The following is a 24,050-nucleotide window of genomic DNA, read 5'->3' as shown; positions in this document are numbered from 1 at the left end:
ACTTTGGGGAGTGCGACAGATGGGTCAAGCAGCCGTAATCGATTTTGCCTATGAGATGGCCGCTGACAGCGCCGGCATGAAGCTGGCGCTGTCGGTTTTCTCGGACCGGGCGCAGTTTCGCGACGAACTGCACGAGGATGCCGGGATCGCAGGGTTTGCCGTGCGCGATTGCGGTGCGCTGGCGGACTTGCTTGATGGTGAGGCAGCGCCGTTGGGCGAGCTGGCGTTTCTCGATTGCCCGGAGCTGGACGGGGCGGGCTACGCAGCGCTGAGCCGGCTTGATGAGCGGGTGGCGCGGGCCGGGGCGCGGCTGATCGTGGCAACCACGGTCGACACGCTCGATGCGGTGTACGGTTGTTGTTCGGCGAGCGATCCGCAGATCCTCGTCAATCCCCGCCGGACTGACCGGGTGATCGCACTGGGCCGGATGCTGGCCGAGCTGTCAGGGCGGCGCGTGCGTGAACTGTCGGAGGAGGATCGGCGCAACCTGCTGCGGATCACCGAGCAGGTCACGCATATTGCGGAGCGGATCGATCTGCTCACTCCCGATCACGCGGCGAAGCCATCGGCGGGGAGCGCGTTCCGGTTCGCACCGAGGGATTGCTCGCGCCCATGCCATGGCGAGCGGATGGCGCGGGCGACCCGTCCGCCGCTGCCCGATCCACGTCTGGTGCGCGGGATTATCCAGCAGCGGCAGTTGCGCGCGCGGTTTTTCGATGGCGACCTGTTTGCCGATCCGGCGTGGGATATGCTGCTCGACCTCACCGCCGCGCGTGCTGAACATGTACGGGTATCGGTTACTTCGCTGTGCATTGCCTCGGGCGTGCCGCCGACCACGGCGCTGCGATGGATTTCGCAGATGACCGAGGCTGGCCTGCTGGAACGGATCGAGGACGAGACCGACCGCCGCCGCGCCTTCATCCAGCTGACAGAGAAATCGTCCGACGCGATGGCGCGCTATTTCCATGAGCTGGGGCAGGCTGCGGCGCAGATGGTGTGAACTGGGGCTGGCGCCCCTTCGCTTCGCTCGGGAGTTCTGACGTGAATTTATCCCCCGGATGAACTCATCTGGCCAAAACTGGTGGGCGGTGACGGGCTCGAACCGCCGACCCTCTCGGTGTAAACGAGATGCTCTACCAACTGAGCTAACCGCCCACGGGGCCTGAGCCTCATGGAGGAGCGGCGCTTAGCCCAAGGTTGATGCGGTGAAAAGGGGGGACTTGGACATGCGGTGTTTTAGACAGCTAGTCCGGCCTGGACGTCCCGGCCGCTTCGAGCACCGCCTCATGCGCCTCGGCGCTCGACCAGTCGTAAGCGCCGATCACGCGCCACACCTCTTTGCCCGCGCCATCGTAGAGGATGGTGAGCGGCAGCACCGCGCCGCCGCCGTAGGCAAAGGCGAGTGCGTTGTCGGGGTCCATCCACGGTTCGAGTGCGGCGAACTTGTGGTCGGCGAAGAACGGCTTGACCGCGTCGGCCCCGCGCAGGTCTTCGCTCACCGTCACCACGCGCACCTTGCCACCCAGATCGCCCGCCATGTCGTCGAGCAGCGGCATTTCGACCACGCAGGGCGCGCACCATGTCGCCCACAGGTTGAGCAGGAACGGTTGCCCGTCCATCTCGTTCAGCGCCAGTTCGGTCCCGTCGGGCTGGCGCACGGTCACCTCGGGCACCTCATCGCCCGCCAGCGAACGGTCGAGCGTCCCGGTGAGCGTTGCGTCCTGCGCCCCGGAACTCCCAGCCGGGGTGCTCGCAGCTTGCGTGTCGGGCTCTGCGCCGGTATCGCACCCGGCCAGCAGCACCGTGAGCCCCAAGGCCACGCAAACAACCAGCAATTCCGGGGATTTTCGCAGTTTGACCAAGGATAGTTCCTCCAACGCCATGTGGGGCGGACGGTTTGCCGAAGGACCTTCGGCAATCATGCGCGAAATCAATGCCTCGATTCCGTTCGACAAGGCTCTTTGGCGGCAGGATATCGCCGCAAGCAAGGCTCATGTCACCATGCTTGGTGCACGGAATATCGTTTCCGCCGCCGATACCGAGACGATCCTCGCCGGGCTCGGCAAGGTTGCAGGCGAATATGAAGCCAACGGCGTCCCCGAAAACTGGGACCTCGAAGACATCCACATGACCACCGAGAGCCGCCTTGCCGAGCTGATCGGCCCGGTGGCCGGCCGCCTGCACACCGCGCGCAGCCGCAACGATCAGGTGGCGACCGACTTCCGCCTCTGGGTGCGCGACGCAATCGACGAGACGCTGGCCGGGCTCGATGCCCTGCGCCGTGCGCTGGTCGAGCAGGCGGGCAATCATGCCGAGTCGATCATGCCTGGCTTCACCCACCTGCAAACCGCGCAGCCGGTCACGCTCGGCCACCACCTCATGGCGTACTACGAGATGACCAGCCGCGACGTCTCGCGCTTCGAGGATGCGCGCGCGCGGCTTAACCGCTCGCCGCTCGGCAGCGCGGCGCTCGCTGGCACGGGCTTCCCGATCGACCGCGAGATGACCGCCAAGGCGCTCGGCTTCGACAGCCCGACCGACAACAGCCTCGATGCCGTGTCCGACCGCGACTTCGCGCTCGACTATCTCTCCGCCGCCACCCAGTGCAGCCTGCACCTGTCGCGGCTGGCGGAGGAGTTCGTGATCTGGGCCAGCCAGCCCTTCGGCTTCGTGCGCATGGCGGACAGTCTTTCGACCGGCTCCTCGATCATGCCGCAGAAGAAGAACCCCGACGCCGCCGAGCTGGTGCGCGGGCATGCGGGCCGCATCATGGGCTGCTTCACCAGCCTGATGGTGACGATGAAGGGCCTGCCGCTCGCCTATTCGAAGGACATGCAGGACGACAAGCCGCCGGTGTTCGAGGCGCACGGCCTGCTGCGCCTGTCGATCGCGGCGATGGTCGGCATGATCGCCGACTCCACCTTCAAGACCGAGCGGATGCGGCAGGCCGCCGAGCTGGGCTATGCCACGGCTACCGATCTGGCCGACTGGCTGGTGCGCGAGGCCGACATTCCGTTCCGCGAGGCGCACCACGTCACCGGCGCGGCGGTGAAGCTGGCCGAGAGCAAGGGTTGCGCGCTCGATGAGCTTTCGCTCGACGAGTTGCAGGCCATCGATGGCCGGGTGGACGAGCGTGTCTACAAGGCGCTTTCGGTCGAGGCATCGGTTGCCGCGCGCTGCTCGCACGGCGGCACCGCGCCGGTCGAGGTACGAAAACGCGTGGCCGCGGCGCGATTGGCATTGGGACTGGGCGCGTGAGGCGCGCCGCACTCCTGATTGCCGGTTCGCTTGCGCTTGCCGCCTGCGGTCAGCGCAACGAGCTTGAGCCCGCGCCCGGCCGTGCCCTGCCGCCCGCGCCCTATGGCGTGAGCGAGCCGCTCACCTCAAGTCAGTTGCTGGCAGTGGACCCGCAGGCTGCGCCGAAGCGCAGCGTGGAGCTGCGCAGCGAATCCGAAGAACGGGAGGACGATCCGTTCGACCTCCCACCCGAAGGGTAAGATACATTGGATCATTTTCAGCTTCGTAACGGCGAACTGTTCGCCGAGGACGTTCCGCTCGCCCGCATTGCGGACGAAGTGGGCACGCCCGTCTATGTCTATTCGCGCGCCACGTTCGAGCGCCATGCCCGCGTATTTCGCGAGGGGCTGGCCGGGCTCGACCGCAAGCCGCACATTGCCTTTGCAGTGAAGTCGAACCCCAACCTTGCCGTGCTCAGCCTGCTCGGGCGCGAGGGTTACGGTGCCGACGTGGTGTCGGGCGGCGAGATGGCGCGCGCCATCGCGGCGGGCATTCCGGCGGCGGACATCGTGTTCTCGGGCGTCGGCAAGACCGCGCGCGAACTGGCCGCCGGGCTCGACGAGCGGATCGGCCAGTTCAATATCGAGAGCGAGGAAGAGGGCGTCGAACTGGCGCAGATCGCGGCGGAGATGGGCCTCAAGGCGCCCTGTGCGCTGCGGGTGAACCCCGACATCGACGCGGGCACCCACGAAAAGATCTCGACCGGCAAGAAGGACAACAAGTTCGGCGTGCCGATTGACCGCGCAGGCGAGATTTATGCGCGGCTTGCGGCTTTGCCGGGGCTCGATATGCGCGGGCTGGCGGTTCACATCGGCAGCCAGCTGTCCGAGCTGGCCCCGCTTGAGGCGGCGTTCCTGCGGCTCGGCGAACTGCTCGGAGACATTCGCGCGGGCGGCGACAGCGTCACCCATATGGACCTCGGTGGCGGGCTGGGCGTGCCCTACAAGAAGGGCGAGGTGTTCCCGAGCCCCGCCGACTATGGCGCGATGGTCGCCCGCGTCACCAGGGGCTGGGACGCGACGCTGATGTTCGAGCCGGGCCGTGTGATCGCGGGCAATGCCGGGGTGCTGCTGACCCGCGTGATCCGGGTGAAGCGCAATGCCAACCGCGATCCGTTCGTGATCGTCGATGCGGCGATGAACGATCTGGCAAGGCCCTCGCTCTATGGCGCCTGGCACGATTTCGACGCCGTGCGGCCCAACGGCGCGCGGATGGTGGCCAACATCGTTGGGCCGATCTGCGAGACCGGTGACACCTTCGCCACCGGGCGCGAGATCGATGCGGTGGGGCCGGGCGATCTCGCGGTGTTCCGCACCGCCGGGGCCTATGGCGCGACCATGGCGAGTTCGTACAACTCGCGCGGGTTCGTGGCCGAGGTGATGGTCGATGGCGAGGAATTCGCCGTGGTGGCCGACCGTATCCTGCCCGAGGCGATCACCGCCGCCGAGCGCGTACCCGACTTCCTGAAGCGCTAGGACCGCTGGTGCGCTCGCTCCCGCTCTTCCATCGTATCGCCGGTCAGCCGGTGATCGTGCTGGGCGAGGGGGACGCGGCCGCCGCCAAGGCCCGCTTGGTCGAGCGGGCGGGCGGCACGGTCGTTGCCGAGATTCAGCGCGGGATCGACGAGGGCGCGCGGCTGGCCTTTATCGCCCACGACGATGAGGCGCGCTGCGAGGCCGATGCTCTGCGCCTGCGTGGGGCGGGGCTGCTGGTCAACGTGGTCGACAAGCCCGACTGGTGCGATTTTACCACCCCGAGCCTGCTGGAGCGCGATCCGGTGCTGATCGCTGTCGGAACTTCCGGCGCATCGGCGGGGCTCGCCAAGCATCTGCGCTTGCGGCTGGAGGCTTTGTTGCCGCCGTCGCTGGGGAAGCTGGCGCAGGGCTTGGCAGAGGCGCGCGGGGCCTTGCGCAAGACCTTTCCCGAGTCGGCGGAGCGGCGCCGCGCGCTGGATGCGGCGCTGGGCGAGGGTGGGGCGCTCGATCCGCTCGATGCGGGAAGCGCGGACCGGCTTGGCACGTGGTTGGAAGCGGGCGGCAAGGCTGCAGCGCCTGCCGTGCACGAGATCGTGGTGACCAGAGATGACGCGGATGACCTTACGCTGCGTCAGGCAAGGCTGCTCGGCATGGCCGATGCGGTGCTTGCCGATCCGCAGGTGAGCGAGACGGTGTTGTTGCGGGCGCGGGCCGATGCCGTGCGGCTTGCTCTGCCATATGAGGGCGACATGCCTGCCGGGCTCGTCGTGATCGTGCGCCGGGGCTGACGCGGCGTGGCATAGGATCCAATCGCAAAGCCCTTCCCCTTGGGGAAGGGTTGGGATGGGGGTTCCGCGCTAACCAGCGTCGAGCCCCCACCCCCAGCCCCTCCCCAAGGGGAGGGGAGCAAGGGGGATCAGGCCCCGTTCTAGAACATCCCGCCCGCCAGCCGGTCGATTGCGGCTTGCAGGATGATCGCGGCGGCGTGGCTGTCGATCCGTTCGGCGCGCTTGGCGCGGCTGAAGTCCTGATCGATCATCGCCCGCTCGGCGCTGGTGGTCGACCAGCGCTCGTCCCACAGCAATACCGGCAAGCCGAGCCCCTGCTCGGACATCTGCGCCAGATTGCGCGCAAAGGCACGGCTCGCCTGCACGCGCGGACCCGCGCTGCCGTCCATGTTGAGCGGCAGGCCGATCACCACGCCCACCACCGACCGCGCCTTGCACAGTTCGGCCAGCGCCGCGCGGTCGCGGCCATATTTGCCCTTGGGCAGGGTCTTGCCCGCCGTGGCGAAGGTCCAGCGCGCGTCGCACAACGCGGTGCCGATGGTCTTGGTGCCGAGGTCCAGCCCCAGCAGCACCCCGCCATCGCCCAGCGCATCGCGGAACGCGGGGGCCTGTTCGGTTACGAGCGCGCTTGTTGCCATGCCGTCACCCGCCGCACCACGTCGGCCTTGAGGTTCGCCCAGAACAACGGGATGTCGTAGACGTGATAGTTGTTACCGGGCAGCACGTACTGCCCCATGTCGATGGCCTCGCCGATCAGCAGCAGGCCGTTCGCATCGCACCGCGCGCCCACGGCAGCGGGGACCAGTTCGCCGTCCGAAAGGTCGGCATTGGGCACGAGCGTGCCGAGGTTCGCGCTCGCTGCCGCCTCGCCGCCGGTCGCGCCGGTCAGCGGGTTTACGCAGAGGATCGGGCTGCCCACGCGGCTCTGCCCGTCGAGCCCCGGTGTGGTTTCGTAACGGGTCAGCAGCAGGCCCGGCTCGGCCGGTTCGGCAAAGCTGACCCAGTCGCTGATGCAGGCGGGCTGATCGGCGCTGGCGCAGGCGGGCAGGCCGAGCGCGGGCAGATCATGCTCCAGCGAAATCGGCCAGCCCACCGGATAGACGGCAGCGATTCGCTCCTGCAACGGGGTGCCGACGACGCGCTCCTGTAACAGGCGGGCGATATGGTAGCCGCCCTGACTGTGCCCCGCGAGCACGATCGGCATGTCCGGACCGACGCTTTCGAGGAAGACATCGAAGGCCTGACTGACATCGGCATAGGCTGCATCGAGCGCTTGCTGCGCTTCGGGCGCGTCGGTGAGGAAAGCGCCGAAGGTCGCTTGCCGGTAGCGCGGGGCCCAGATCTCGCTCGCATCGTTGAAGGCGCTGGCCATGCCGCGCACCATCAGCCGCGCGCGCCACTGCGATTCCTCGTGGTCGAGCGGAGCGTTCCAGTGCGAGCGATCAAGGTAGCTGGTCGGATGGACGAAAAACACCGCGAAGGCCGGGGTGCCGGTCCCGGCGTTTCCGGCAGGACTCTCGACCTGTGCGGCGGTGTCTTGCGGCTCGTCATCGTTTGCGGAGGCCACAGCGGGCTGCCAGCGCGCGGCATCGTCCTCGGGCGCGAGGCCGGGGCGGCTGAACCACATGTCGGGATCGTTGTAGGCGACCTCCTCCAACGGGGCCTGCGCCACGAACTCGCTGCTGGGCACGAGGGCGATCCGCGTCACGTCGTCGGCATAGATCCGCAGCGCAAACAGTACGCCAGCAACCAGAACGATACCGAAAACGATAAAATAGAGAAACTTACGCAGGATTGCTCTCCCCCGAAGCGGCGGCTTCGTCGCGGGCATTCTGTTCGCTGCGGCGTTCAAGCGCGACCTTGATCATGGCCAGCAGCGGGTCGGCCAGGAACAGGCCGAGAATGCCGAACAGAATGCCCATGATCAGCTGCATCCCCAGCACCAGCGCCGGGGCGAGATCGACCGTCTTCTTCGCGATCATCGGGATCACGATGTAGCCGTCGACATTCTGCACCAGGAAATAGACGAAGATGGTGTAGATCCCCATCTCGGTCCCGCCCGAAAAGCCCACCAGAACCATCAGGATGCCCGATACGGCGGCGCCGATGTTGGGAATGAAGGCGAGCAGGCCGGTCAGGATCGCGAGCAGGGCGGGCATCGGGATGTCGTCGCCCGTCACGGTGCCGTAAAGCACCAGCATGATGTACGTGAAAATGCCTTCGACGACCATGCCGACGATGCGGCCGAACATCAGCCTACGCATCGTGAAGGCCATGCGGCTGACGGTGAGGTGGAAGTCCGCGCGGCGGTCGCGCGGCATGATCCAGGCCACGCCGCGTTCGTAAAGGCGCGGCTCGATGGCGACATAGATGCCGATGATCACGATCAGCAGCAGCGAGGTCGCGCCGCCAACCAGTCCGCCCAGCGCGCGGGTGACGGTGCCGACGCCGTCCATCGCCCGCCCGATCATGCCCTTGATGTCGTCGAGCGCGATTTCAAAGCCTTGCCCGCGCGCCCACAGGAACAGCTCGCGGGCCTGCTGCTCGACAATTGCCGGCAGCTCCGCCGCCTCACTCGATATCTTCGATCCGGCATAGGTTGTGAGCCAGACGAAGAAGGCGACCGCCCCCAGCAGCACGATCGCGAGGCGCCATCCGCGCCCGATCGGCAGCACACGCCCCAGCAGGCGCACCCCGCCGTCGATCATCGAGGCGAAGACCATCGCGCCGAAGATCACCAGCAGGCTCTGCGAGATGTAGATCGCAAGGACGACCAGCCCGACGATGGTGGTCCAGACCAGCGCACGCGCGGCTTCGAAGCGCAGTTCCGGGCTGGTGATGCTGGTCGGGCTGGCGCCCATGTCCTGATCGTCGGCGTCGCGGTCGGCCATGGTCTAGTCGTCGTCCTTTTGCGGACTCAGGCTGGTCCAGGCGCGGTCGGGCCGTAGGGCAGAGAGCCAGGTCAGCGGGTTATAGGTCGCGCTGCCATCGAGCGAGAAAGTGATGAATTCGGCACGCCCGCCGACATTGGCCAGCGGCACCGGCCCGCCAAGCCCGCTCGCCTCGACCGGCGCGCGGCTGTCGGCCGAATGGTCGCGGTTGTCACCCATCAGGAACACGTGGCCATCGGGCACGGTGATTTCGGCCATGTTGTCGAGATACTGGTTCTCGTGGTCGATGATGAGGTAGCTGGCGCCGTTGGGCAGCGTCTCGCGGTAGGTCGGCGGTTCGTAAACCGTGGTGCCATCTTCCAGCTGCACGCGATACTGCGCGAAGGCGGCCATGCAGTCCCTGCCGTCGCACTGGCCATCGTCGTCGGCGGGCAGGCGCACTGCCGGTTCGACCTTCTGCGGCACGGGTTTGCCGTTGAGAATGATCTGCCCGTTCACCACGGCGATCCGGTCACCCGGCAGCGCGACCACGCGCTTGATATAGTCCTCGGCATGGGTCGGCGGCACGGCGATGACGATATCGCCATATTCGGGCGTGCCGGGGGCGATTCGCCAGTCGGAGCGCGGCAGCAGGTGAAAGCTCGCCGAAACCCACGACCAGCCATAGGGCCATTTGCTCACCACCAGCCGGTCGCCCACCAGCAGGTTGGGCATCATCGAGCCAGAGGGGATGTAGAACGGCTTGGCGACGAAGGTGTGGAAGGCCAGCACCGCCAGCAGCATCAGCGCCAGACCGCGAATTTCGGCCAGCCAGTTGATCTTCTCTTTCTCGCCGGTCTTGTCGGAAGAGGAAGTGGTGGTGGCGTCGCTCATGCAGGAAGGGCCTCAAGTATGACGAAGGCTTGCGCCCATGGATGATCGTCGGTCAGGGTCAAGTGTATCTTTACTAGGTGCCCATCCGGGGTCAGCTGTGCAAGCCGCGACGCCGCGCCGCCGGTAAGGGCGAGGGTGGGCGCGCCCGAGGGGGCATTGACCACCCCGATATCCTTCATGAACACGCCAGCCTTGAACCCGGTCCCGACGGCCTTCGAAAAAGCCTCCTTGGCGGCGAAGCGCTTGGCGTAGGTGCCGGCCTGCGTGTGCGGACGGCGCGCGGCCTTGGCGTTCTCGACATCGGTGAACACGCGATTGGTGAAGCGCTCGCCATAGCGGTCGAGCGAGTTCTGGATACGCTCGATGTTGCACAGGTCGGAGCCGAGGCCGATGATCACGGGCATACCTCCCTCTCCCCGTTCGGGGAGAGGATAGCGCAGCTTGCGCCCATAGGCGCTAGCGAAGCTTGGAGAGGGGGTTGCAAGGTCGCTGCGGCAGTTCGCCCCTCACCAACTTCGGCCAGGCGACAAGTCGCCAAGCCTGCGTATCCTCTCCCCGACCGGGGAGAGGTGGAGGGTGCAAGTAACCTCACCGCGCGTCGTCCATCAGCTCGCGCATCCGCAGCACCGCTGCTTCGAGCCCGCAGAAGATCGCCTCACCAATAAGATAGTGCCCGATGTTCAGCTCCGCGAGCTGGGGAATCGCCGCCACCGGCTGCACGTTGTCGTAGGTCAGGCCATGGCCCGCATGCGGCTCGATGCCGTTCTTGGCGGCGAGCGCGGCCATGTCTGTGAGCCTTTTCAACTCCCTGGCGACCCTTTCGTTGTCTCCGTCGAGCCCGGCATGGGCATATTCGCCCGTGTGAAACTCCACCACCGGTGCGCCAAGACGCAAGGCAGCCTCGATCTGCCGCTCGCTCGCCTCGATGAACAGCGACACGCGGATGCCCGCATCGCTCAGCTTGCCGACGATGGGCGCGAGCTGGTTGTGCAGGCCCGCCGCATCAAGCCCGCCCTCGGTGGTCCGCTCCTCGCGCTTTTCCGGCACGATGCAGGCGGCGTGCGGCTTGTGGGCGAGGGCAATGGCGAGCATCTCCTCGGTTCCTGCCATCTCGAAGTTGAGCGGCAGGTCGGTCGCGTCCTGAATGCGGCGAATGTCCTCGTCGCGGATATGGCGGCGATCCTCGCGCAGGTGGGCGGTGATGCCATCGCCGCCGACTCGGGCGACGATCTCGGCGGCGCGAACCGGATCGGGATGATCGCCACCGCGCGCGTTGCGGATCGTCGCGACGTGGTCGATATTCACACCAAGCCGCAGCTTGCCTGGATCGAGGACGTTCGGCCCGGCCATGGTCAGGCCCGGCTTCCGGGCTTGGTCACGGGAATCGCCGCCAGCTCTGCGGGGAGTTCGTCCTCGGCGTAGGTCGGGAAGTTCAAGGCCACGAGCGGGAAGAACGGCACGCCAAGATCGGCCTCGCCGTTCGAGCGGTCGACCAGCGCCACTTCGGCGACGACCTTGCCGCCTTCCTCGCCGACCGCCGCAATCGCTTCGCGGCTGGAGAGGCCCGTGGTCACCACGTCTTCGACCATCAGCACCCTGGCGCCCTTTTCGAGCGCGAATCCGCGGCGCAGGTGGAACTTGCCTTCGGGACGCTCAAGGAACATCGCGTCCTTCTGCAAGGCGCGGCCCATTTCGTGCCCTATTATAATGCCGCCCATCGCAGGCGAGACCACGGCATCGATGCTGGCGCGCAGATCGCGGGGAATCTGCTGAGCCACCGCTATGGCCAGGCGCGCGGCGCGGTCGGGGTTCATCAGCACGCGCGCACATTGCAGATAGTGCGCCGAGTGGCGGCCCGACGAGAGGCGAAAGTGCCCCTCCAGCAGGGCGCCGCTGGCGCGGAACTCGGCGAGGACCTCGTCTTGTGTCATGATGGGGACGTTTCCTGTTTCTTGTGCGAACGATTTGCAACTAGCGCGGTGTTTCCACCGGGGCCGGAAAAATTCCCTAGAAGCGCTTGAGGCATGGGGCAAGCGGGCGTATAGGCCCGCCATACAGGCCCCTTTGAGGGGCAAGAAGGCCTGTGCGCCGGGCCCTGGAATCGGGGGTCGTGCGCTACAAAAGAATGGAAAGCTTCGACGCAATGACTTTCGGCGACATCGCCCGCAAGCCGCTTACCTTCCTGACCATGGCGGTCGCGGCCCTGACCTTTACTGCTGCTCCGCAAGCTGTCTTTGCGCAGGATCAAGCTGTCACCGCACCGGTCGAGGCTGCTGTCGAAGCGGCTCCGGCTGATGCTGCGGCGCCTGCCGCTGCCGAGGCTGCGCCTGCTTTCGAGCACTACGGGCCGGAAATGATCAAGGGTCAGCCGACGCCGGGTGGCATTGGCTTCCAGGACCAGTACACCGCTGATGGCAGCTACGCCTTGTGGATGCACGATGCGATCCTGCTGCCGATCATCGTGGTGATCTGCCTGTTCGTGCTGGGTCTGCTGCTGTGGGTGATCGCGCGTTACAACCGTCGCGCCAACACGGTGCCTTCGAAGACCAGCCACAACACGCTGATCGAGATCATCTGGACCGTTATTCCGGTGCTGATCCTTGTGGTCATCGCGGTGCCGTCGATCACGCTGATCTCGCGCCAGTACAAGAGCCCGCCGGAAAACGCGATCACGATCAAGGCCAATGGCTACCAGTGGTACTGGGGCTATGAATATGTCGACAACGGCGGTTTCGAGGTGATCTCGAACATGATGCCGGAAGAAGAGGCCAAGGCTGCCGGCGAGCCGTCGCACCTTGCTGTCGACAAGCGCATGGTCGTGCCCGTGGGCGTACCGATTCGCCTGCAGACCTTCGGTGCCGACGTGATCCACTCGTTCGGCATCCCGTCGCTGTGGTTCAAGATCGACGCTGTGCCCGGCCGCATCAACGAGCGCGTGCTGACCATTCAGGAGCCCGGCATCTATTATGGTCAGTGCATGGAGCTGTGCGGTGCGCGTCATGGCTATATGCCGATCGCGATCGAGGCGCGTCCGCTGGATGAATTCAACGCCTGGGTGATGACCCAGCCGGGCGGCACCACGCCGGAACTCAAGGCGGCTGCTGCCGCTGCCGAGGCTGCTGCCGCTGACAGCGAAGCTGCTGACGCCGCCGCGCCGACCGCCTGAACAGAACAACGAATAGCAAGCTAGGGTAGCATCGAAATGGCCACCACCGCAGACACCTTCCAGGCCCATGGCGACGAGCATCATCACGATGCCGATCACAAGCCGGGCTTTTTCGCGCGTTGGTTCATGTCGACCAACCACAAGGACATCGGCACACTGTACCTGATCTTCTCGATCGTCGCGGGTATCGTGGGTGGCGGCATTTCGGGCATCATGCGTGCCGAACTTGCCGAGCCGGGTCTGCAGGTTCTCGGTCACGTCGTGAATTTCCTCGGCGGGGACGGGGCGAGCTTCGACCAGCAGGGCCACATGTGGAACGTGCTGATCACCGCGCACGGCCTGATCATGGTGTTCTTCATGGTCATGCCCGCCATGATCGGCGGCTTCGGCAACTGGTTCGTGCCGCTGATGATCGGCGCGCCCGACATGGCCTTCCCGCGCATGAACAACGTTTCGTTCTGGCTGACCGTGGCGGGCTTCTGCTCGCTGGTGTTCTCGATGTTCGTGCCGGGCGGCACGGGCCACGGCGCCGGTACGGGCTGGACGGTCTACGCCCCGCTTTCGACGAGCGGCTCGGTCGGGCCGGCGGTCGACTTCGCGATCTTCTCGCTGCACCTTGCGGGTGCGGGCTCGATCCTGGGGGCGACCAACTTCATCACCACCATCTTCAACATGCGCGCACCGGGCATGACCCTGCACAAGATGCCGCTGTTCGTGTGGTCGGTGCTGGTGACCGCTTTCCTGCTGCTGCTCGCGCTGCCGGTTCTGGCCGCTGCGATCACCATGCTGATCACCGACCGTAACTTCGGCACCACCTTCTTCGATCCTGCCGGCGGCGGCGACCCGATCCTGTACCAGCACCTGTTCTGGTTCTTCGGTCACCCCGAAGTGTACATCATGATCCTGCCCGGCTTCGGCATGATCTCGCAGATCATCGCGACCTTCAGCCGCAAGCCCGTCTTCGGCTACCTCGGCATGGCCTATGCCATGGTCGCGATCGGCGTGGTCGGCTTCATCGTGTGGGCGCACCACATGTATACGGTCGGCCTCGACGTGAACACGAAGATGTACTTCACCGCCGCAACCATGGTCATCGCGGTGCCGACCGGCATCAAGATCTTCTCGTGGATCGCGACGATGTGGGGCGGTTCGATCCAGTTCAAGTCGCCCATGGTCTGGGCGATGGGCTTCATCTTCCTGTTCACCGTCGGCGGTGTGACCGGCGTCGTGCTCGCCAACGGCGGCGTCGACGACAACCTCCACGACACCTACTACGTGGTGGCGCACTTCCACTATGTGCTGTCGCTGGGTGCGGTGACCTCGATGTTCGCCGGGTTCTACTACTGGTTCCCGAAGATGAGCGGCAAGATGCACTCGGAGTTCCTGTCGCACGTCCAGTTCTGGATCTTCTTCGTCGGCGTGAACATGATCTTCTTCCCGATGCACTTCCTCGGGCTGCAGGGCATGGCGCGTCGCTATCCTGACTTCACCGCGGCCTATGCCGAGTGGAACCATGTCGCGAGCGTCGGCTATGCGATCACGCTGGTGTCGGTGGGTGTGTTCTTCATCAACCTCATCTACGCATTCGTGGCTGGCAAGAAGGCTCCCGCGAACTACTGGGGCGAGGGTGCGACCACGCTCGAATGGAGCCTGAGCAGCCCGCCGCCGTACCACCAGTTCGAAACGCTGCCGGTGATCGAGGATCATCACAGCGCCGACGACCATATCTCGGCAAAGCCCGCGACTGTCTGAGCCGCGCCCTCTGCCTGATGACAAACAGAAGGGGCGCGCCGGAAACGGGGCGCCCTTTCGTCTAGGAACCGATGTGAACACGACGACTGCCACCTTTGCTCCCACGCTCCCGGCGGATTGGCGCGACTTCCTCGCGCTGACCAAGCCGCGGGTGATGAGCCTTGTGGTGTTCACCGGGCTGTGCGGCCTGCTGGCGGCGCCCGGTCATATTCACCCGGTGCTCGGCTTTACCGCGATCCTGTGCATCGCCATTGGCGCGGGCGGGGCAGCCGTGATCAACCAGTGGTGGGAAGCCGATATCGATGCGCTGATGAAGCGCACGGCCAGTCGCCCGCTTCCCGGTGGACGGATGCGGCGCGAGGATGCGCGCGACTTCGGCCTGTTCCTGTGCTTTGCCTCGGTAATCGTGATGGGGCTGGCGGTGCATCCGCTCGCCGCTGGCGTGCTGGCGCTGTCGATCGTCTATTATTCGGTGATCTACACCATGTGGCTGAAGCCGCGCACGCCGCAGAACATCGTGATCGGCGGCGGGGCGGGGGCCTTCCCGCCGCTGATCGGCTGGATCGCGGTGACCGGTGAGATCACGCTGATGCCGGTGCTGCTGTTCGTGATCATCTTCATCTGGACGCCGCCGCACTTCTGGGCGCTCGCGCTGTTCGTGAAGACCGACTACGCCAAGGCCGGCATTCCGATGATGCCGGTGGTCGCCGGCGAACGCTCGACGCGGCAGCAGATGCTGGCCTATGCGGTGGTGCTGCTGGGTGTGACGCTGGCGCCCTGGGCGATTGGCGGGACGGGCGCGATCTACGGGGTGTCCGCGCTGGTTCTGTCGCTGGCGTTCCTGGTGTTGACCGCGCGCGTCACCTTCCGGCGCGCGCCGCCGGGCGATACGCTGAAGCCCGAGAAGCAGTTGTTTGCCTTCTCGGTGTTTTACCTCTTTGCGCTGTTCGCAGCGCTGGTAGTCGATAGGATGGTGCTGGCATGACGCCCGAAGAGCAGGAAGAGTTCATCCGCCGCCGCAAGGCACGCAACGTGGTGATCGCGCTCGGGCTGTTCGGCTTCGTGGTGCTGTTCTATTTCATCACCATCGTTCGGATCGGAGGTAACTGATGTCGCAAACAGCCACCCTCGACGCGCGCAACCGGCGCACCATGCTGTTCGCATTTCTTGCGGCGCTGGGAATGCTCGGTCTGGGCTATGCCTCGGTGCCGCTTTACCGGCTGTTCTGTCAGGTGACCGGCTTCGGCGGAACCACCCAGCGTGCGACCGAGGCTGACGCGGATATTGCCGAGCGCTTTGCCGCCAGCGCCGGCGGTGTGACCTATTCGATCCGGTTCGACTCGAACACCGACCGGAACATGCCGTGGGATTTCAAGCCGCTTCAGCGCACCGACACCGTGGCCGTCGGTCAGCGCGACATGGCGATTTTCGTCGCGCGCAACAATTCGTCGGAGCCGATCACCGGCACCGCGACCTTCAACGTCTCACCCGAGCAGGCCGGGGCCTATTTCAACAAGATCCAGTGCTTCTGCTTCACCGAGCAGGTGCTTCAGCCGGGCGAGGAAGTGCGCATGCCGGTGCTCTACTTCGTGGACCCGAAGGCGCTGGATGATCCGAATATGGAAGGGGTGGAACAAATCACCCTGTCCTATACCTTCCACCGCGCTCCCGATCAGTCGTCGGCGAGCGAGGGGGAAGCCGAGAGTTAGGCTCTGGACCGCGCCGCAAGCGCGTTCTAAGGGCGAGTGAAAATCTGCCTATCAGGGAAGACAGACAAATGGCCGGTGCCAAGAACCACGACTATCATATCCTGCCGCCCGACATCTGGCCGTTCGCCGGGGCAATGTCCGCGCTGGTCTTCACCAGCGGCATGGTCATGTACATGCACTCGGACTTCTTCACGAACTGGCAGCTGGTGCTGGGTCTCGGCATCGCTGGCCTGATCGCCACCTTCTTTTGCTGGTTCTCGAAGATCGTGAGCGAGGCGCAGGCTGGCGATCACACGCCGGTGGTGCAGTTGCACATGCGTTACGGCATGATCCTGTTCATCGCCTCAGAGGTGATGTTCTTCGTCGGCTGGTTCTGGTCGTGGTTCGACTTCGCGCTGTTCCCTTCGACCATGGCCGAAGTGATCGGCGGCGTCTGGCCGCCCAAGGGCATCGAAGCGGTGATGAACCCGTTCGATCTGCCGCTGCTTAACACGCTGATCCTGCTGTGCTCGGGCACCACCGTTACCTGGGCGCACCACTGCCTGATCCATGGTGATCGCGATGGCCTGAAGAAGGGCCTGTGGCTGACCATCCTGCTCGGCGTGCTGTTCTCGGGCGTGCAGGTCTACGAATATGGCCATGCCCCGTTCGGCTTCGGTGGCAACACCTACAGCTCGGCCTTCTACATGGCCACCGGCTTCCACGGTTTCCACGTGCTGGTCGGTACGATCTTCCTGACCGTGTGCCTGGTGCGTACCTACAAGGGCCACTTCACGCCCAAGCAGCACTTCGGTTTCGAAGCTGCCGCCTGGTACTGGCACTTCGTGGACGTGGTCTGGCTGTTCCTCTTCATCGTCGTGTACGTGTGGGGCGGCTGGGGTGCCGAGTATCACTAAGGCCCAATCGTGAGCGACGCCCACGATAACGCGAAGGGGCAGCCCACCATCGGTGAGGCTGCCCTTTTCGGTTTGTGTCCGCGATGCGGCGCAAAGAGCCTGTTCGGGGGCCTCACCCGCTTTGCCGACAAGTGCCCCTCGTGCGGGCTCGATTTCCAGCGCTTCAACGTGGGCGATGGGCCAGCGGCCTTTCTCACCATGATCGTGGGCGCGCTGGTGGTGGTCGGCGCCTTGTGGCTCCAGCTTTCGTTCGAGCCGCCCTGGTGGGTGCACGTGATCCTGTGGGTGCCACTGACGACCGGGGGCGTGATTCTCGGCCTGCGGCTGTGCAAGTCGTGGCTGCTGGCGAGCGAATATACCCGCCGGGCGGAAGAACACCGCCATGAGGACAAGAGCTCCAAATGATCTTCGGCATCCGCCGCTGGCCGATCGTCCCGACACTGGTGGTGCTGGTGGCGGCGGCCATCATGGTGAAGCTCGGGTTCTGGCAACTTGGCCGGATGCACGAAGAGCAGGGCAAGCTGGCCCGCTTCGAACAGGCAGCAGAGCTTGACGCTCCGATTGCCTTCCCGGCCTCCGATGCGCCCGACCGCGAGCAGGCGGCCTATCGCCGCTCCACCGTCGAGTGCGCGGGGGCGGGCGAATGGCGCACCACCGCCGGGCGCAACTCGCAGGACCGGGCGGGCTATGTCCAGATCGTCGAATGTCTGCGTTCGGGCGGTGAGGCGGTCGAGGTGCAGGCGGGCTGGTCCGGCGATCTCGCCGCGCCTGACTGGAATGGCGGCACGGTGCAGGGTATAATCGCGCCGAACCGCGACGGTTCGATGGTGCTCGTGGCCGATCCGCCGCTGGCAGGGCTGGAGGCGAATGCCTTGCCGACGCCTTCAGACGATCAGCCGGCGAAGAACCTGTCCTATGCCGTGCAGTGGTTCGCCTTCGCGCTCACCGCGCTGGTGATCTATGTGCTCGCCTTGCGACGCCGGCAACGGGATCGCACCGGGGCCTAAGGCATAGCTTGCGGGCGGCGCTCCTCGCCGCTAACCGCTTTTCCCGATGAAATACGTCTCCACCCGCGGCAATGCGCCGTCGCTCGATTTCGAGGGCGTGACCCTCGCTGGCCTCGCGTCCGATGGCGGTCTTTACGTGCCCGAGGCCTGGCCGCGCTTCAGTGAGGCGGAGATCGCCGATATGGCTGGCCTGTCTTACGTCGAACTGGCGGTGAAGGTCATGCTGCCCTTCGTCACGCCGAGCCTCAGCGAAGACGAACTGCGCGACCTGTGCACCCGCGCCTATGGCCGCTTCGCGCATCAGGCGGTGACGCCGCTCGTCCAGTTCGACCAGCAGCACTGGCTGCTTGAACTGTTCCACGGGCCCACGCTGGCGTTCAAGGATGTGGCGCTGCAATTGCTCGGCCGCCTGTTCGAGCACTTCCTTGCGAAGCGCGAGGATCACCTCACCATCGTCGGCGCGACCAGTGGGGATACCGGTTCTGCCGCCATCGATGCGGTGGCCGGGCGCGAGCGGGTCGATATCTTCATGCTCCACCCCGATGGCCGGGTGAGCGACGTGCAGCGCCGCCAGATGACCACGGTGCTCGCCCCCAACGTCCACAACATCGCCATCGACGGCAGCTTCGACGATGCGCAGGCGATGGTGAAGCGCATGTTCGTCGACAGCCACATGACCGCGCGCTTCCGCATCAGTGCGGTGAACTCGATCAACTGGGCGCGGTTGATGGCGCAGGTGGTCTATTATTTCGCCGCCGCGCTCCAGCTTGGCGCGCCGCAGCGCAAGGTCGCCTTCTCGGTGCCGACGGGCAACTTCGGCGATGTGTTCGCGGGCTATGTCGCGGCGCAGATGGGCCTGCCGGTCGAGCGGCTGATCGTCGCCACCAATGTGAACGATATTCTCCACCGCGCGTTGTCGAGCGGCGACTATTCTGCGGGCACCGTCACCCCCACCGCCGCGCCGAGCATGGACATTCAGGTCTCGTCGAACTTCGAGCGGCTGCTGTTCGATGTCGGCGGGCGCGACGGCAAGGCGCTGGCCGAGCAGATGGCGGGCTTCGAGGCGACGAAGGCGATGCAGCTCACCAATGCCCAGCGCGAGGGCGCGGCGGCGCTGTTCAGCAGCGCGCGCGCCGATGCCGACGACATGGGGCAGGCGATGGCCTGGGCGCACGAGAAGTGCGGGCAGATCATCGATCCGCACACCGCGATCGGCCTGCATGCCGCGCGCGCGGCGGACATCGACCCGGCGGTCCCCGTGGTCACGCTGGCGACTGCGCATCCGGCCAAGTTCCGCGATGCGGTCGAGCGCGCGACTGGCAACCGTCCCTCGTTGCCGGGTCGGATGGGCGACCTGTTCGAGCGGGCCGAGCAATACGAACGCCTGCCGGGTGATTACGATTCCGTGCGCGATTTCATCGAGGCGCACGCGACGCCAAGCTCGTGATGATTCGGGTTCACGCGGAGACGCGGAGACGCGGAGATAGCGTTCCGCGCCGCAGGCGCTTGTTTGTTTTTGCGCTCGCAGAGGCGCAGAGGTGCAGAGGAGGTCAGCACAGGTTCTCTGCGCCTCTGCGCCTCTGCGAGCGTAGTAGTCTTGAATGCCTGCGGCGCTTGGCTGTGGGGCGTGAACATGGCTGAGCTTGCCGCAGAGCCGCAGGTGATGGCGGGCGAGGGATGGGCCGATTATGGCCTCGTCGACTCGGGCCACGGGCGTAAGCTTGAGCGCTACGGCGCGTTCCGCTTCATCCGCCCCGAGCCGCAAGCCATGTGGGCCCCGCGTCTCGCCGAGTGGGACGCGCACGGCGAATTCGTCCCCGGCTCGGACGAGGACGGCGGCGGGCGTTGGCAATTCGCCAGGCAGGTGCCCGAGGAGGGCTGGCCGCTCGGCTGGGAAGAGGTCCGCTTCACCGCGCAGTGCACCCCGTTCCGCCACCTCGGCTTCTTTCCCGACATGGCCCCGGTGTGGCACTGGATGCGCGGGATGCTGGCGGACAAGGCCGATGCCAGCGCGCTCAACCTGTTCGGCTATACCGGCGTCGGCAGTCTCGCGCTGAGCCAGTGCGGCCCGGTGACGCATGTCGATGCGAGCAAGAAGTCGGTCGCGCAGGCGCGTGAGAATGCGGCGCTGTCGGGGATGGAGGATCGCCCGGTACGCTGGCTGATCGACGATTGCGCGAAGTTCGTCGCGCGCGAGGTGCGCCGCGAAAACCGCTATGACGGGATCATCCTCGATCCGCCGAAGTTCGGTCGCGGCCCCAAGAACGAGACCTGGCGGCTGGAAGAGGGGCTACCAGGCCTGATCGGCGATTGCCGTCAGTTGCTCGATGCGGACAGCCGGTTCCTGTTCCTCACCGTCTATGCGGTGCGGATGAGTTCGCTGGCGCTGGCGGGTCTGCTCGCCGAGGCCTTTGCCAGCTTGCCGGGGCGGATCGAATATGGCGAACTGGCGGTGCGCGAAGATGGGCCCGATGGCCGTCTGCTGCCCACCGCCATTTTCGCCCGCTGGGCGAACGATTAGCCTCGTTCGGCGTTCGCCTGAACTCCCTTCCGTTCGTGGTGAGGAGGAGACGAACGGTGTCGCTTTCTAGGCCGCCGAAAGGTCTTTCAGGAAATCGCGGATACGCTGCGCGTTGTACCCAAGATCGCTCACCCCCACGCGGCTGACCGAGCGCATATCGACGCGGGTCGAGCCGTCCATCACCGGCGTCACGCGCACAACAACGTCGTCGCGGAAGCGCAGATAGCCGGCAAAGGCCGTGGCTTCGAGCTGCTCCTTGAGCGGCTGCGTGGGCGAAACTTCCCAACCGCGCTGCTCCATCAGCACGCGCGCGGCGGCCAGCACTTCGGACGGGCTGCGGTTGATGAGGATCGGCTGCACATCGGAATAGGCTCCGGTGTGAAACGCGCGCCATTCCTCGGTCGAGAACGGCCCGGTGCTGACCTGCGGAACCTCGAGCGCGACGAACTGGGGCATATTGTTGAGGTCGGTGGTCACGTCGTGAATCGGCGGGGCCTTGCTCGCGGGCATCACCACCTGCGTATACATCACCAGCACCAGCCCGGCGCTTAGCACCAGCGCGAGGCCAGCCTGCCAGCGCTTGCCGCCGCCTTTCACCACGAAGCCGATAACCAGCGCCAGCAGCGCCGCAATGGCGAGCACGCCCGCGGGCCACATCATCGTCATGAAGGTGCGGAAACCCGAAAGCTTGTCGATCAGGTCGTAGCGCGCCAGCGTCAGCCCGACGAAGGCGATGGCAATGGCCAGCAGCGCGCCGCCAAGCGCGAAGGCACCCAGGCCGCGCGCGATCCTGGCACCCGTCGAGAGCTGGTCAGTCCTCGTGTCGGTCTCGTATGCGGTTGTCTCGGTCATCGCTGTGGTCCCCTCGATTGGCCTGAGCGCGAAAAAGCGCACATTCGCCCTGCTGCGTCAACGATACTAACACCGGGGCGCTTGCCAAGGTTCCACGGCGGTGCCATGCGGCGCGCCATGGCAGACAGCCTCATTCTCGAACTGGCCGACTTCGAACACGATGTCTTCACGGGCATCTACTCGGAGGAGACAGGCCGCCCGCAGCCGCTGCGCTTTACGGTGCAGGTGCGTTTCCGGTGCCCGCCCGAACGCTTTGTCCCCGAAACGCCGCTGAGCGCGAGCAAGAACTACATGGATTTGAAGTTCGCCTGCTCCGAAGCGCTGGGCGACACGCATTACCAGTTGATCGAGGCCGTGGCCGATCACGTGTGCGAGACGCTGTTCCTGCAGGACGAGCGCGTAGAGGCGGTGACGGTCAAGATCGTGAAGCTGGCGCTTTCCGAAGCGGACGAGAAGATCGGCATCACGCTCCACCGCGACCGGCGATGACCTTAACGCCAAGCGGACCGGCGATTGTTGACGCGCGGGATTTGCCCGAAAGCGCGCTCGATGCCGCCGCCCAGTTCCATGCTAGCCTCGTTCCGCTGGTGCGCGAGCAAGCGCAGAAGTACCCGCTGGTGGTGATCGACTTTGCCGCCGCCGATCACACCCATGCCAGCTGGCGCCAAGCCGTGGTGGGCCAACTTGCGCGCGAACTTGCGCCGGTGCGGGTGAACGCCATCGCCAGCGTTGCCGAGGCGCAGGAGGCGAGGGGGCAGGCGCTCGCCTATCTGGCCCGCGCGCCGGGGGTGACGGGCCAAGTGCTCTGCTTGGATGGCAATCGCTGAGAAAATGGCTAAGTAGGGGGCAATGTCCTGTAGCCAGCCTCTGGTCGACGCCTTCCAGCGCCGCATCTCCTATCTGCGCCTGTCGGTGACGGACCGGTGCGATCTGCGCTGCACCTATTGCATGCCCGAGGCGATGCAGTTCCTGCCCAAGAAGGACGTGCTGAGCCTCGAAGAGCTGCACAAGCTCTCGCTCGCCATGATCGAACGCGGGATCACCAAGATCCGCCTCACCGGGGGTGAACCGCTGGTGCGGCGCGACGTGATCGATCTGATTCGCGCGCTCGGCCGCAAGATCGGCGATGGGCTCGACGAACTCACGCTGACCACCAACGGCACCCGGCTCGAAGAGTTCGCCGAGGATCTGTTCGCCGCCGGTATCCGCCGCATCAACGTCAGCCTCGATACGATGGACAGCGCGCTGTTCGAGCAGCTCTCGCGGCGTGACCGGCTGGTTCAGGTGCTGCGCGGGATCGCGGCAGCGCAGGCGGCGGGGCTCAAGGTCAAGCTCAACACCGTGGCGCTGAAGGGGCTCAACGAGGAGGAGATTCCCTTCCTCGTCGAATGGGCCCACGCGCGCGGGGCCGACATGACGCTGATCGAGATCATGCCGCTGGGCGAGATCGAGGGCGAGCGCTCCGATCACTACCTGCCGCTGCCCGCGGTGCGCGACCGGCTCGAACAGCGCTGGACGCTGACCGACATTGCCGATTCGACCGGCGGTCCGGCGCGCTATGTGCGGGTGGAGGAAACCGGCGGCAGGCTCGGTTTCATCACTCCGCTGACCAACAATTTCTGCGCCTCGTGCAACCGTATCCGCATCACCGCCACCGGCCAGCTCTATGCCTGCCTTGGCGGCGCCGAAATGGTCGACCTGCGCGCGGCCCTGCGCTCCGACACGCCCGATGCGCGGCTGGCCGAGGCGCTTGACGAAGCCATGCGCATCAAGCCTGAAAAGCACCACTTCCGCATCGAGCAGGGCAGCGGCCCCGCGCAGCCGCGGCACATGTCGGTGACGGGCGGCTGATGGCGGTCAAGCTCGTTTTCCTCGGCAAGCTGGCCGACCTTGCCGGCGCGCCCGAGCGCGATGTCGCCGGTCCGCTCGACTGGGACGGGCTGCTCGCCGCGCTTGGCCCGCAGCTTGCGGCTCAGGTGCAGGGCGAAAAGGTCAAGCTCGCGCTCGATGGTGCGCTGGTGGCCGACAAAGCTGCGCTCGCCGCGCCCGATGGCAGCGAGATCGCGCTGCTCCCACCCGTTTCCGGGGGCTGACATAGCTATCCACGTCCATCTGGTCGATCAGCCGTTCAATCCCGGTGCCTTGCTCGGGCCGTTCACGAATGCCCATCCGGGCTATGGTGGCCTTGCGAGCTTCATCGGGGCCGTGCGCGCCGATGACGACGTGCGCGCGCTCGAACTGCTGCACTACGAGAAAATGACCCGCCCCGGCATGGAGGCGCGGGCCGAGGAGGCTGCGCACCGGTTCGAGCTGCTCGGGCTGCTGGTGATGCACCGTCACGGTGTGATGGAGCCGGGCGAGCCGATCGTGATGGTCGCGGCCTGCGCGCAGCATCGGCGCGGGGCTATCGCCGCGGTCGACTACTGCATGGACCATCTGAAGTCCGACAGCTGGTTCTGGAAGCGCGAGTTGCGCGGCGACGGCTGGCACTGGATCGAACCGCGCGAGCAGGATCATTCCGATCTTGCCCGCTGGAGCAAATGATCGCGTCGATTTGACCGCGATCAAGGATGGCTGCCCGCAATAACGCCAAATCGGTTTCGTAACGAGGGAGCCGGGCAGATGGCGAAAGCAGGCGAAACGACCGCAGTACTGGCCACCAGTGCTGCCGCCAATTCTATCGGCACCTCAGCATTCACGCCGGATCGCGCACGCGATCGGGCTTCACGAGTTCAGGACTATTTTCTCCCGGTCCTGATAATTCTCTGGGCGCTGGGTTCGGCGGCGATAGCTGCTCTGGCTTAGGGGCATTGCCATCAGCGG

The 24,050-nt window shown here is 65.8% G+C and carries 29 protein-coding genes and 1 tRNA gene; 20 read left to right on the top strand and 10 right to left on the bottom strand.

The window, feature by feature from the left end:
• Positions 1 to 19: 19 nt before the first annotated feature.
• Positions 20 to 1,000, top strand: coding sequence for a winged helix DNA-binding protein (locus D2V17_RS11020; protein ID WP_119593013.1), 981 nt, complete (start codon positions 20 to 22; stop codon positions 998 to 1,000).
• Between the two features lie 79 nt (positions 1,001 to 1,079).
• On the opposite strand, the gene D2V17_RS11015 is transcribed toward D2V17_RS11020, so the two are convergent.
• Together D2V17_RS11015 and D2V17_RS11010 are read right to left on the bottom strand one after the other, a co-directional pair.
• Positions 1,080 to 1,155, bottom strand: a tRNA-Val gene (locus tag D2V17_RS11015).
• Between the two features lie 89 nt (positions 1,156 to 1,244).
• The gene (locus tag D2V17_RS11010; RefSeq protein WP_245978678.1) at positions 1,245 to 1,820 is read right to left on the bottom strand and encodes a TlpA family protein disulfide reductase; all 576 of its coding nucleotides are present in this window, start codon (positions 1,818 to 1,820) and stop codon (positions 1,245 to 1,247) included.
• Between the two features lie 61 nt (positions 1,821 to 1,881).
• Between D2V17_RS11010 and argH the strand changes: the two genes are divergently transcribed.
• Genes argH through D2V17_RS10990 form a run of 4 tightly spaced genes read left to right on the top strand, consistent with a single transcriptional unit; the run spans position 1,882 to position 5,560 of the window.
• Positions 1,882 to 3,258 (top strand): argininosuccinate lyase, encoded by a 1,377-nt coding sequence (argH, locus tag D2V17_RS11005; protein WP_119593011.1) that lies wholly within the window; start codon positions 1,882 to 1,884, stop codon positions 3,256 to 3,258.
• Positions 3,255 to 3,497, top strand: coding sequence for a hypothetical protein (locus D2V17_RS11000; RefSeq protein WP_119593010.1), 243 nt, complete (start codon positions 3,255 to 3,257; stop codon positions 3,495 to 3,497). The genes argH and D2V17_RS11000 overlap by 4 nt, the downstream gene beginning before the upstream one ends.
• Positions 3,498 to 3,503: 6 nt before the next feature.
• Complete coding sequence (gene lysA, locus D2V17_RS10995) at positions 3,504 to 4,772, top strand: diaminopimelate decarboxylase (protein ID WP_119593009.1); 1,269 nt, start codon at positions 3,504 to 3,506, stop codon at positions 4,770 to 4,772.
• Positions 4,773 to 4,777: 5 nt separating this feature from the next.
• Positions 4,778 to 5,560: a precorrin-2 dehydrogenase/sirohydrochlorin ferrochelatase family protein gene (locus D2V17_RS10990; protein ID WP_119593008.1), complete on the top strand. Its 783-nt coding sequence runs from the start codon at positions 4,778 to 4,780 to the stop codon at positions 5,558 to 5,560.
• Between the two features lie 140 nt (positions 5,561 to 5,700).
• On the opposite strand, the gene ruvX is transcribed toward D2V17_RS10990, so the two are convergent.
• The 7 genes from ruvX to pyrE all read right to left on the bottom strand — a co-directional run bounded on the left by ruvX (position 5,701) and on the right by pyrE (position 11,255).
• Complete coding sequence (gene ruvX, locus D2V17_RS10985) at positions 5,701 to 6,198, bottom strand: Holliday junction resolvase RuvX (protein ID WP_119593007.1); 498 nt, start codon at positions 6,196 to 6,198, stop codon at positions 5,701 to 5,703.
• The gene (locus D2V17_RS10980) at positions 6,177 to 7,391 is read right to left on the bottom strand and encodes a DUF3089 domain-containing protein (RefSeq protein WP_245978677.1); all 1,215 of its coding nucleotides are present in this window, start codon (positions 7,389 to 7,391) and stop codon (positions 6,177 to 6,179) included. The genes ruvX and D2V17_RS10980 overlap by 22 nt, the downstream gene beginning before the upstream one ends.
• Positions 7,345 to 8,451, bottom strand: a complete 1,107-nt coding sequence (locus D2V17_RS10975) for an AI-2E family transporter (RefSeq protein ID WP_119593006.1) — start codon at positions 8,449 to 8,451, stop codon at positions 7,345 to 7,347. The genes D2V17_RS10980 and D2V17_RS10975 overlap by 47 nt, the downstream gene beginning before the upstream one ends.
• A 3-nt stretch (positions 8,452 to 8,454) precedes the next feature.
• A complete protein-coding gene (lepB, locus tag D2V17_RS10970) occupies positions 8,455 to 9,324 on the bottom strand; it encodes a signal peptidase I (protein ID WP_119593005.1) in 870 nt (289 codons plus the stop codon).
• Complete coding sequence (gene acpS / locus D2V17_RS10965; RefSeq protein ID WP_119593033.1) at positions 9,321 to 9,722, bottom strand: holo-ACP synthase; 402 nt, start codon at positions 9,720 to 9,722, stop codon at positions 9,321 to 9,323. The genes lepB and acpS overlap by 4 nt, the downstream gene beginning before the upstream one ends.
• Before the next feature lie 190 nt (positions 9,723 to 9,912).
• Entirely contained in the window at positions 9,913 to 10,674 is a 762-nt protein-coding gene (locus D2V17_RS10960) for a pyridoxine 5'-phosphate synthase (protein WP_119593004.1), read from the bottom strand.
• A 2-nt stretch (positions 10,675 to 10,676) separates the two neighbouring features.
• Complete coding sequence (gene pyrE / locus D2V17_RS10955) at positions 10,677 to 11,255, bottom strand: orotate phosphoribosyltransferase (RefSeq protein WP_119593003.1); 579 nt, start codon at positions 11,253 to 11,255, stop codon at positions 10,677 to 10,679.
• 212 nt (positions 11,256 to 11,467) lie between these two features.
• On the opposite strand from pyrE, the gene coxB reads away from it, so the two are divergent.
• From coxB to D2V17_RS10910, 10 genes are all read left to right on the top strand, one after another.
• Complete coding sequence (gene coxB, locus D2V17_RS10950) at positions 11,468 to 12,490, top strand: cytochrome c oxidase subunit II (protein ID WP_119593032.1); 1,023 nt, start codon at positions 11,468 to 11,470, stop codon at positions 12,488 to 12,490.
• A 36-nt stretch (positions 12,491 to 12,526) separates the two neighbouring features.
• Entirely contained in the window at positions 12,527 to 14,242 is a 1,716-nt protein-coding gene (gene ctaD / locus D2V17_RS10945) for a cytochrome c oxidase subunit I (protein WP_119593002.1), read from the top strand.
• 73 nt (positions 14,243 to 14,315) lie between these two features.
• Complete coding sequence (locus tag D2V17_RS10940; RefSeq protein WP_119593001.1) at positions 14,316 to 15,227, top strand: heme o synthase; 912 nt, start codon at positions 14,316 to 14,318, stop codon at positions 15,225 to 15,227.
• Positions 15,224 to 15,352 carry a hypothetical protein gene (locus D2V17_RS21925; protein ID WP_281270569.1) on the top strand — a complete coding sequence of 43 codons (129 nt, stop codon included), beginning with the start codon at positions 15,224 to 15,226 and terminating at the stop codon, positions 15,350 to 15,352. Before D2V17_RS10940 ends, D2V17_RS21925 begins: the two co-directional genes overlap by 4 nt.
• On the top strand, positions 15,352 to 15,951 hold the full coding sequence (locus D2V17_RS10935) for a cytochrome c oxidase assembly protein (RefSeq protein WP_119593000.1): 600 nt from the start codon (positions 15,352 to 15,354) through the stop codon (positions 15,949 to 15,951). The genes D2V17_RS21925 and D2V17_RS10935 overlap by 1 nt, the downstream gene beginning before the upstream one ends.
• Before the next feature lie 68 nt (positions 15,952 to 16,019).
• Complete coding sequence (locus D2V17_RS10930) at positions 16,020 to 16,847, top strand: cytochrome c oxidase subunit 3 (protein WP_119592999.1); 828 nt, start codon at positions 16,020 to 16,022, stop codon at positions 16,845 to 16,847.
• 9 nt (positions 16,848 to 16,856) lie between these two features.
• On the top strand, positions 16,857 to 17,252 hold the full coding sequence (locus D2V17_RS10925) for a DUF983 domain-containing protein (RefSeq protein ID WP_119592998.1): 396 nt from the start codon (positions 16,857 to 16,859) through the stop codon (positions 17,250 to 17,252).
• Entirely contained in the window at positions 17,249 to 17,854 is a 606-nt protein-coding gene (locus tag D2V17_RS10920) for an SURF1 family protein (protein WP_245978675.1), read from the top strand. Before D2V17_RS10925 ends, D2V17_RS10920 begins: the two co-directional genes overlap by 4 nt.
• A 46-nt stretch (positions 17,855 to 17,900) precedes the next feature.
• Complete coding sequence (gene thrC, locus D2V17_RS10915; protein WP_119592997.1) at positions 17,901 to 19,301, top strand: threonine synthase; 1,401 nt, start codon at positions 17,901 to 17,903, stop codon at positions 19,299 to 19,301.
• A 186-nt stretch (positions 19,302 to 19,487) separates the two neighbouring features.
• Complete coding sequence (locus D2V17_RS10910; protein WP_119592996.1) at positions 19,488 to 20,375, top strand: class I SAM-dependent methyltransferase; 888 nt, start codon at positions 19,488 to 19,490, stop codon at positions 20,373 to 20,375.
• A 66-nt stretch (positions 20,376 to 20,441) separates the two neighbouring features.
• Here D2V17_RS10910 and D2V17_RS10905 read toward each other — a convergent pair whose 3' ends face one another.
• Positions 20,442 to 21,227 carry a DUF1499 domain-containing protein gene (locus D2V17_RS10905; protein ID WP_119592995.1) on the bottom strand — a complete coding sequence of 262 codons (786 nt, stop codon included), beginning with the start codon at positions 21,225 to 21,227 and terminating at the stop codon, positions 20,442 to 20,444.
• 117 nt (positions 21,228 to 21,344) lie between these two features.
• On the opposite strand from D2V17_RS10905, the gene D2V17_RS10900 reads away from it, so the two are divergent.
• Genes D2V17_RS10900 through D2V17_RS10880 form a run of 5 tightly spaced genes read left to right on the top strand, consistent with a single transcriptional unit; the run spans position 21,345 to position 23,771 of the window.
• Positions 21,345 to 21,716 (top strand): dihydroneopterin aldolase, encoded by a 372-nt coding sequence (locus D2V17_RS10900; RefSeq protein ID WP_119593030.1) that lies wholly within the window; start codon positions 21,345 to 21,347, stop codon positions 21,714 to 21,716.
• On the top strand, positions 21,713 to 22,054 hold the full coding sequence (locus D2V17_RS10895; RefSeq protein WP_119592994.1) for a Rossmann fold domain-containing protein: 342 nt from the start codon (positions 21,713 to 21,715) through the stop codon (positions 22,052 to 22,054). The genes D2V17_RS10900 and D2V17_RS10895 overlap by 4 nt, the downstream gene beginning before the upstream one ends.
• Before the next feature lie 22 nt (positions 22,055 to 22,076).
• On the top strand, positions 22,077 to 23,078 hold the full coding sequence (moaA, locus tag D2V17_RS10890) for a GTP 3',8-cyclase MoaA (RefSeq protein WP_119592993.1): 1,002 nt from the start codon (positions 22,077 to 22,079) through the stop codon (positions 23,076 to 23,078).
• The gene (locus D2V17_RS10885) at positions 23,078 to 23,320 is read left to right on the top strand and encodes a MoaD/ThiS family protein (RefSeq protein ID WP_119592992.1); all 243 of its coding nucleotides are present in this window, start codon (positions 23,078 to 23,080) and stop codon (positions 23,318 to 23,320) included. Before moaA ends, D2V17_RS10885 begins: the two co-directional genes overlap by 1 nt.
• Positions 23,277 to 23,771, top strand: coding sequence for a molybdenum cofactor biosynthesis protein MoaE (locus tag D2V17_RS10880; RefSeq protein WP_119592991.1), 495 nt, complete (start codon positions 23,277 to 23,279; stop codon positions 23,769 to 23,771). The genes D2V17_RS10885 and D2V17_RS10880 overlap by 44 nt, the downstream gene beginning before the upstream one ends.
• Positions 23,772 to 24,050: the final 279 nt, after the last annotated feature.

This window comes from Aurantiacibacter xanthus (assembly GCF_003584015.1).
GTDB classification, from domain to species: domain Bacteria; phylum Pseudomonadota; class Alphaproteobacteria; order Sphingomonadales; family Sphingomonadaceae; genus Alteraurantiacibacter; species Alteraurantiacibacter xanthus.
This window is presented reverse-complemented; position numbering and strand designations above follow the sequence as displayed.

What these genes read in the sequence shown, in the direction of transcription:
- D2V17_RS11020 (WP_119593013.1), top strand. Translation starts at nt 20, where the DNA reads ATGGGTCAAGCAGCCGTAATCGATTTTGCCTATGAGATGGCCGCTGAC.
- argH (WP_119593011.1), top strand. Translation starts at nt 1,882, where the DNA reads ATGTGGGGCGGACGGTTTGCCGAAGGACCTTCGGCAATCATGCGCGAA.
- ruvX (WP_119593007.1), bottom strand. Translation starts at nt 6,198, where the DNA reads ATGGCAACAAGCGCGCTCGTAACCGAACAGGCCCCCGCGTTCCGCGAT.
- D2V17_RS10980 (WP_245978677.1), bottom strand. Translation starts at nt 7,391, where the DNA reads ATGCCCGCGACGAAGCCGCCGCTTCGGGGGAGAGCAATCCTGCGTAAG.
- D2V17_RS10975 (WP_119593006.1), bottom strand. Translation starts at nt 8,451, where the DNA reads ATGGCCGACCGCGACGCCGACGATCAGGACATGGGCGCCAGCCCGACC.
- lepB (WP_119593005.1), bottom strand. Translation starts at nt 9,324, where the DNA reads ATGAGCGACGCCACCACCACTTCCTCTTCCGACAAGACCGGCGAGAAA.
- D2V17_RS10960 (WP_119593004.1), bottom strand. Translation starts at nt 10,674, where the DNA reads ATGGCCGGGCCGAACGTCCTCGATCCAGGCAAGCTGCGGCTTGGTGTG.
- pyrE (WP_119593003.1), bottom strand. Translation starts at nt 11,255, where the DNA reads ATGACACAAGACGAGGTCCTCGCCGAGTTCCGCGCCAGCGGCGCCCTG.
- coxB (WP_119593032.1), top strand. Translation starts at nt 11,468, where the DNA reads ATGACTTTCGGCGACATCGCCCGCAAGCCGCTTACCTTCCTGACCATG.
- ctaD (WP_119593002.1), top strand. Translation starts at nt 12,527, where the DNA reads ATGGCCACCACCGCAGACACCTTCCAGGCCCATGGCGACGAGCATCAT.
- D2V17_RS21925 (WP_281270569.1), top strand. Translation starts at nt 15,224, where the DNA reads ATGACGCCCGAAGAGCAGGAAGAGTTCATCCGCCGCCGCAAGGCACGC.
- D2V17_RS10935 (WP_119593000.1), top strand. Translation starts at nt 15,352, where the DNA reads ATGTCGCAAACAGCCACCCTCGACGCGCGCAACCGGCGCACCATGCTG.
- D2V17_RS10930 (WP_119592999.1), top strand. Translation starts at nt 16,020, where the DNA reads ATGGCCGGTGCCAAGAACCACGACTATCATATCCTGCCGCCCGACATC.
- D2V17_RS10920 (WP_245978675.1), top strand. Translation starts at nt 17,249, where the DNA reads ATGATCTTCGGCATCCGCCGCTGGCCGATCGTCCCGACACTGGTGGTG.
- thrC (WP_119592997.1), top strand. Translation starts at nt 17,901, where the DNA reads ATGAAATACGTCTCCACCCGCGGCAATGCGCCGTCGCTCGATTTCGAG.
- D2V17_RS10910 (WP_119592996.1), top strand. Translation starts at nt 19,488, where the DNA reads ATGGCTGAGCTTGCCGCAGAGCCGCAGGTGATGGCGGGCGAGGGATGG.
- D2V17_RS10905 (WP_119592995.1), bottom strand. Translation starts at nt 21,227, where the DNA reads ATGACCGAGACAACCGCATACGAGACCGACACGAGGACTGACCAGCTC.
- D2V17_RS10900 (WP_119593030.1), top strand. Translation starts at nt 21,345, where the DNA reads ATGGCAGACAGCCTCATTCTCGAACTGGCCGACTTCGAACACGATGTC.
- D2V17_RS10895 (WP_119592994.1), top strand. Translation starts at nt 21,713, where the DNA reads ATGACCTTAACGCCAAGCGGACCGGCGATTGTTGACGCGCGGGATTTG.
- moaA (WP_119592993.1), top strand. Translation starts at nt 22,077, where the DNA reads ATGTCCTGTAGCCAGCCTCTGGTCGACGCCTTCCAGCGCCGCATCTCC.
- D2V17_RS10885 (WP_119592992.1), top strand. Translation starts at nt 23,078, where the DNA reads ATGGCGGTCAAGCTCGTTTTCCTCGGCAAGCTGGCCGACCTTGCCGGC.
- D2V17_RS10880 (WP_119592991.1), top strand. Translation starts at nt 23,277, where the DNA reads ATGGCAGCGAGATCGCGCTGCTCCCACCCGTTTCCGGGGGCTGACATA.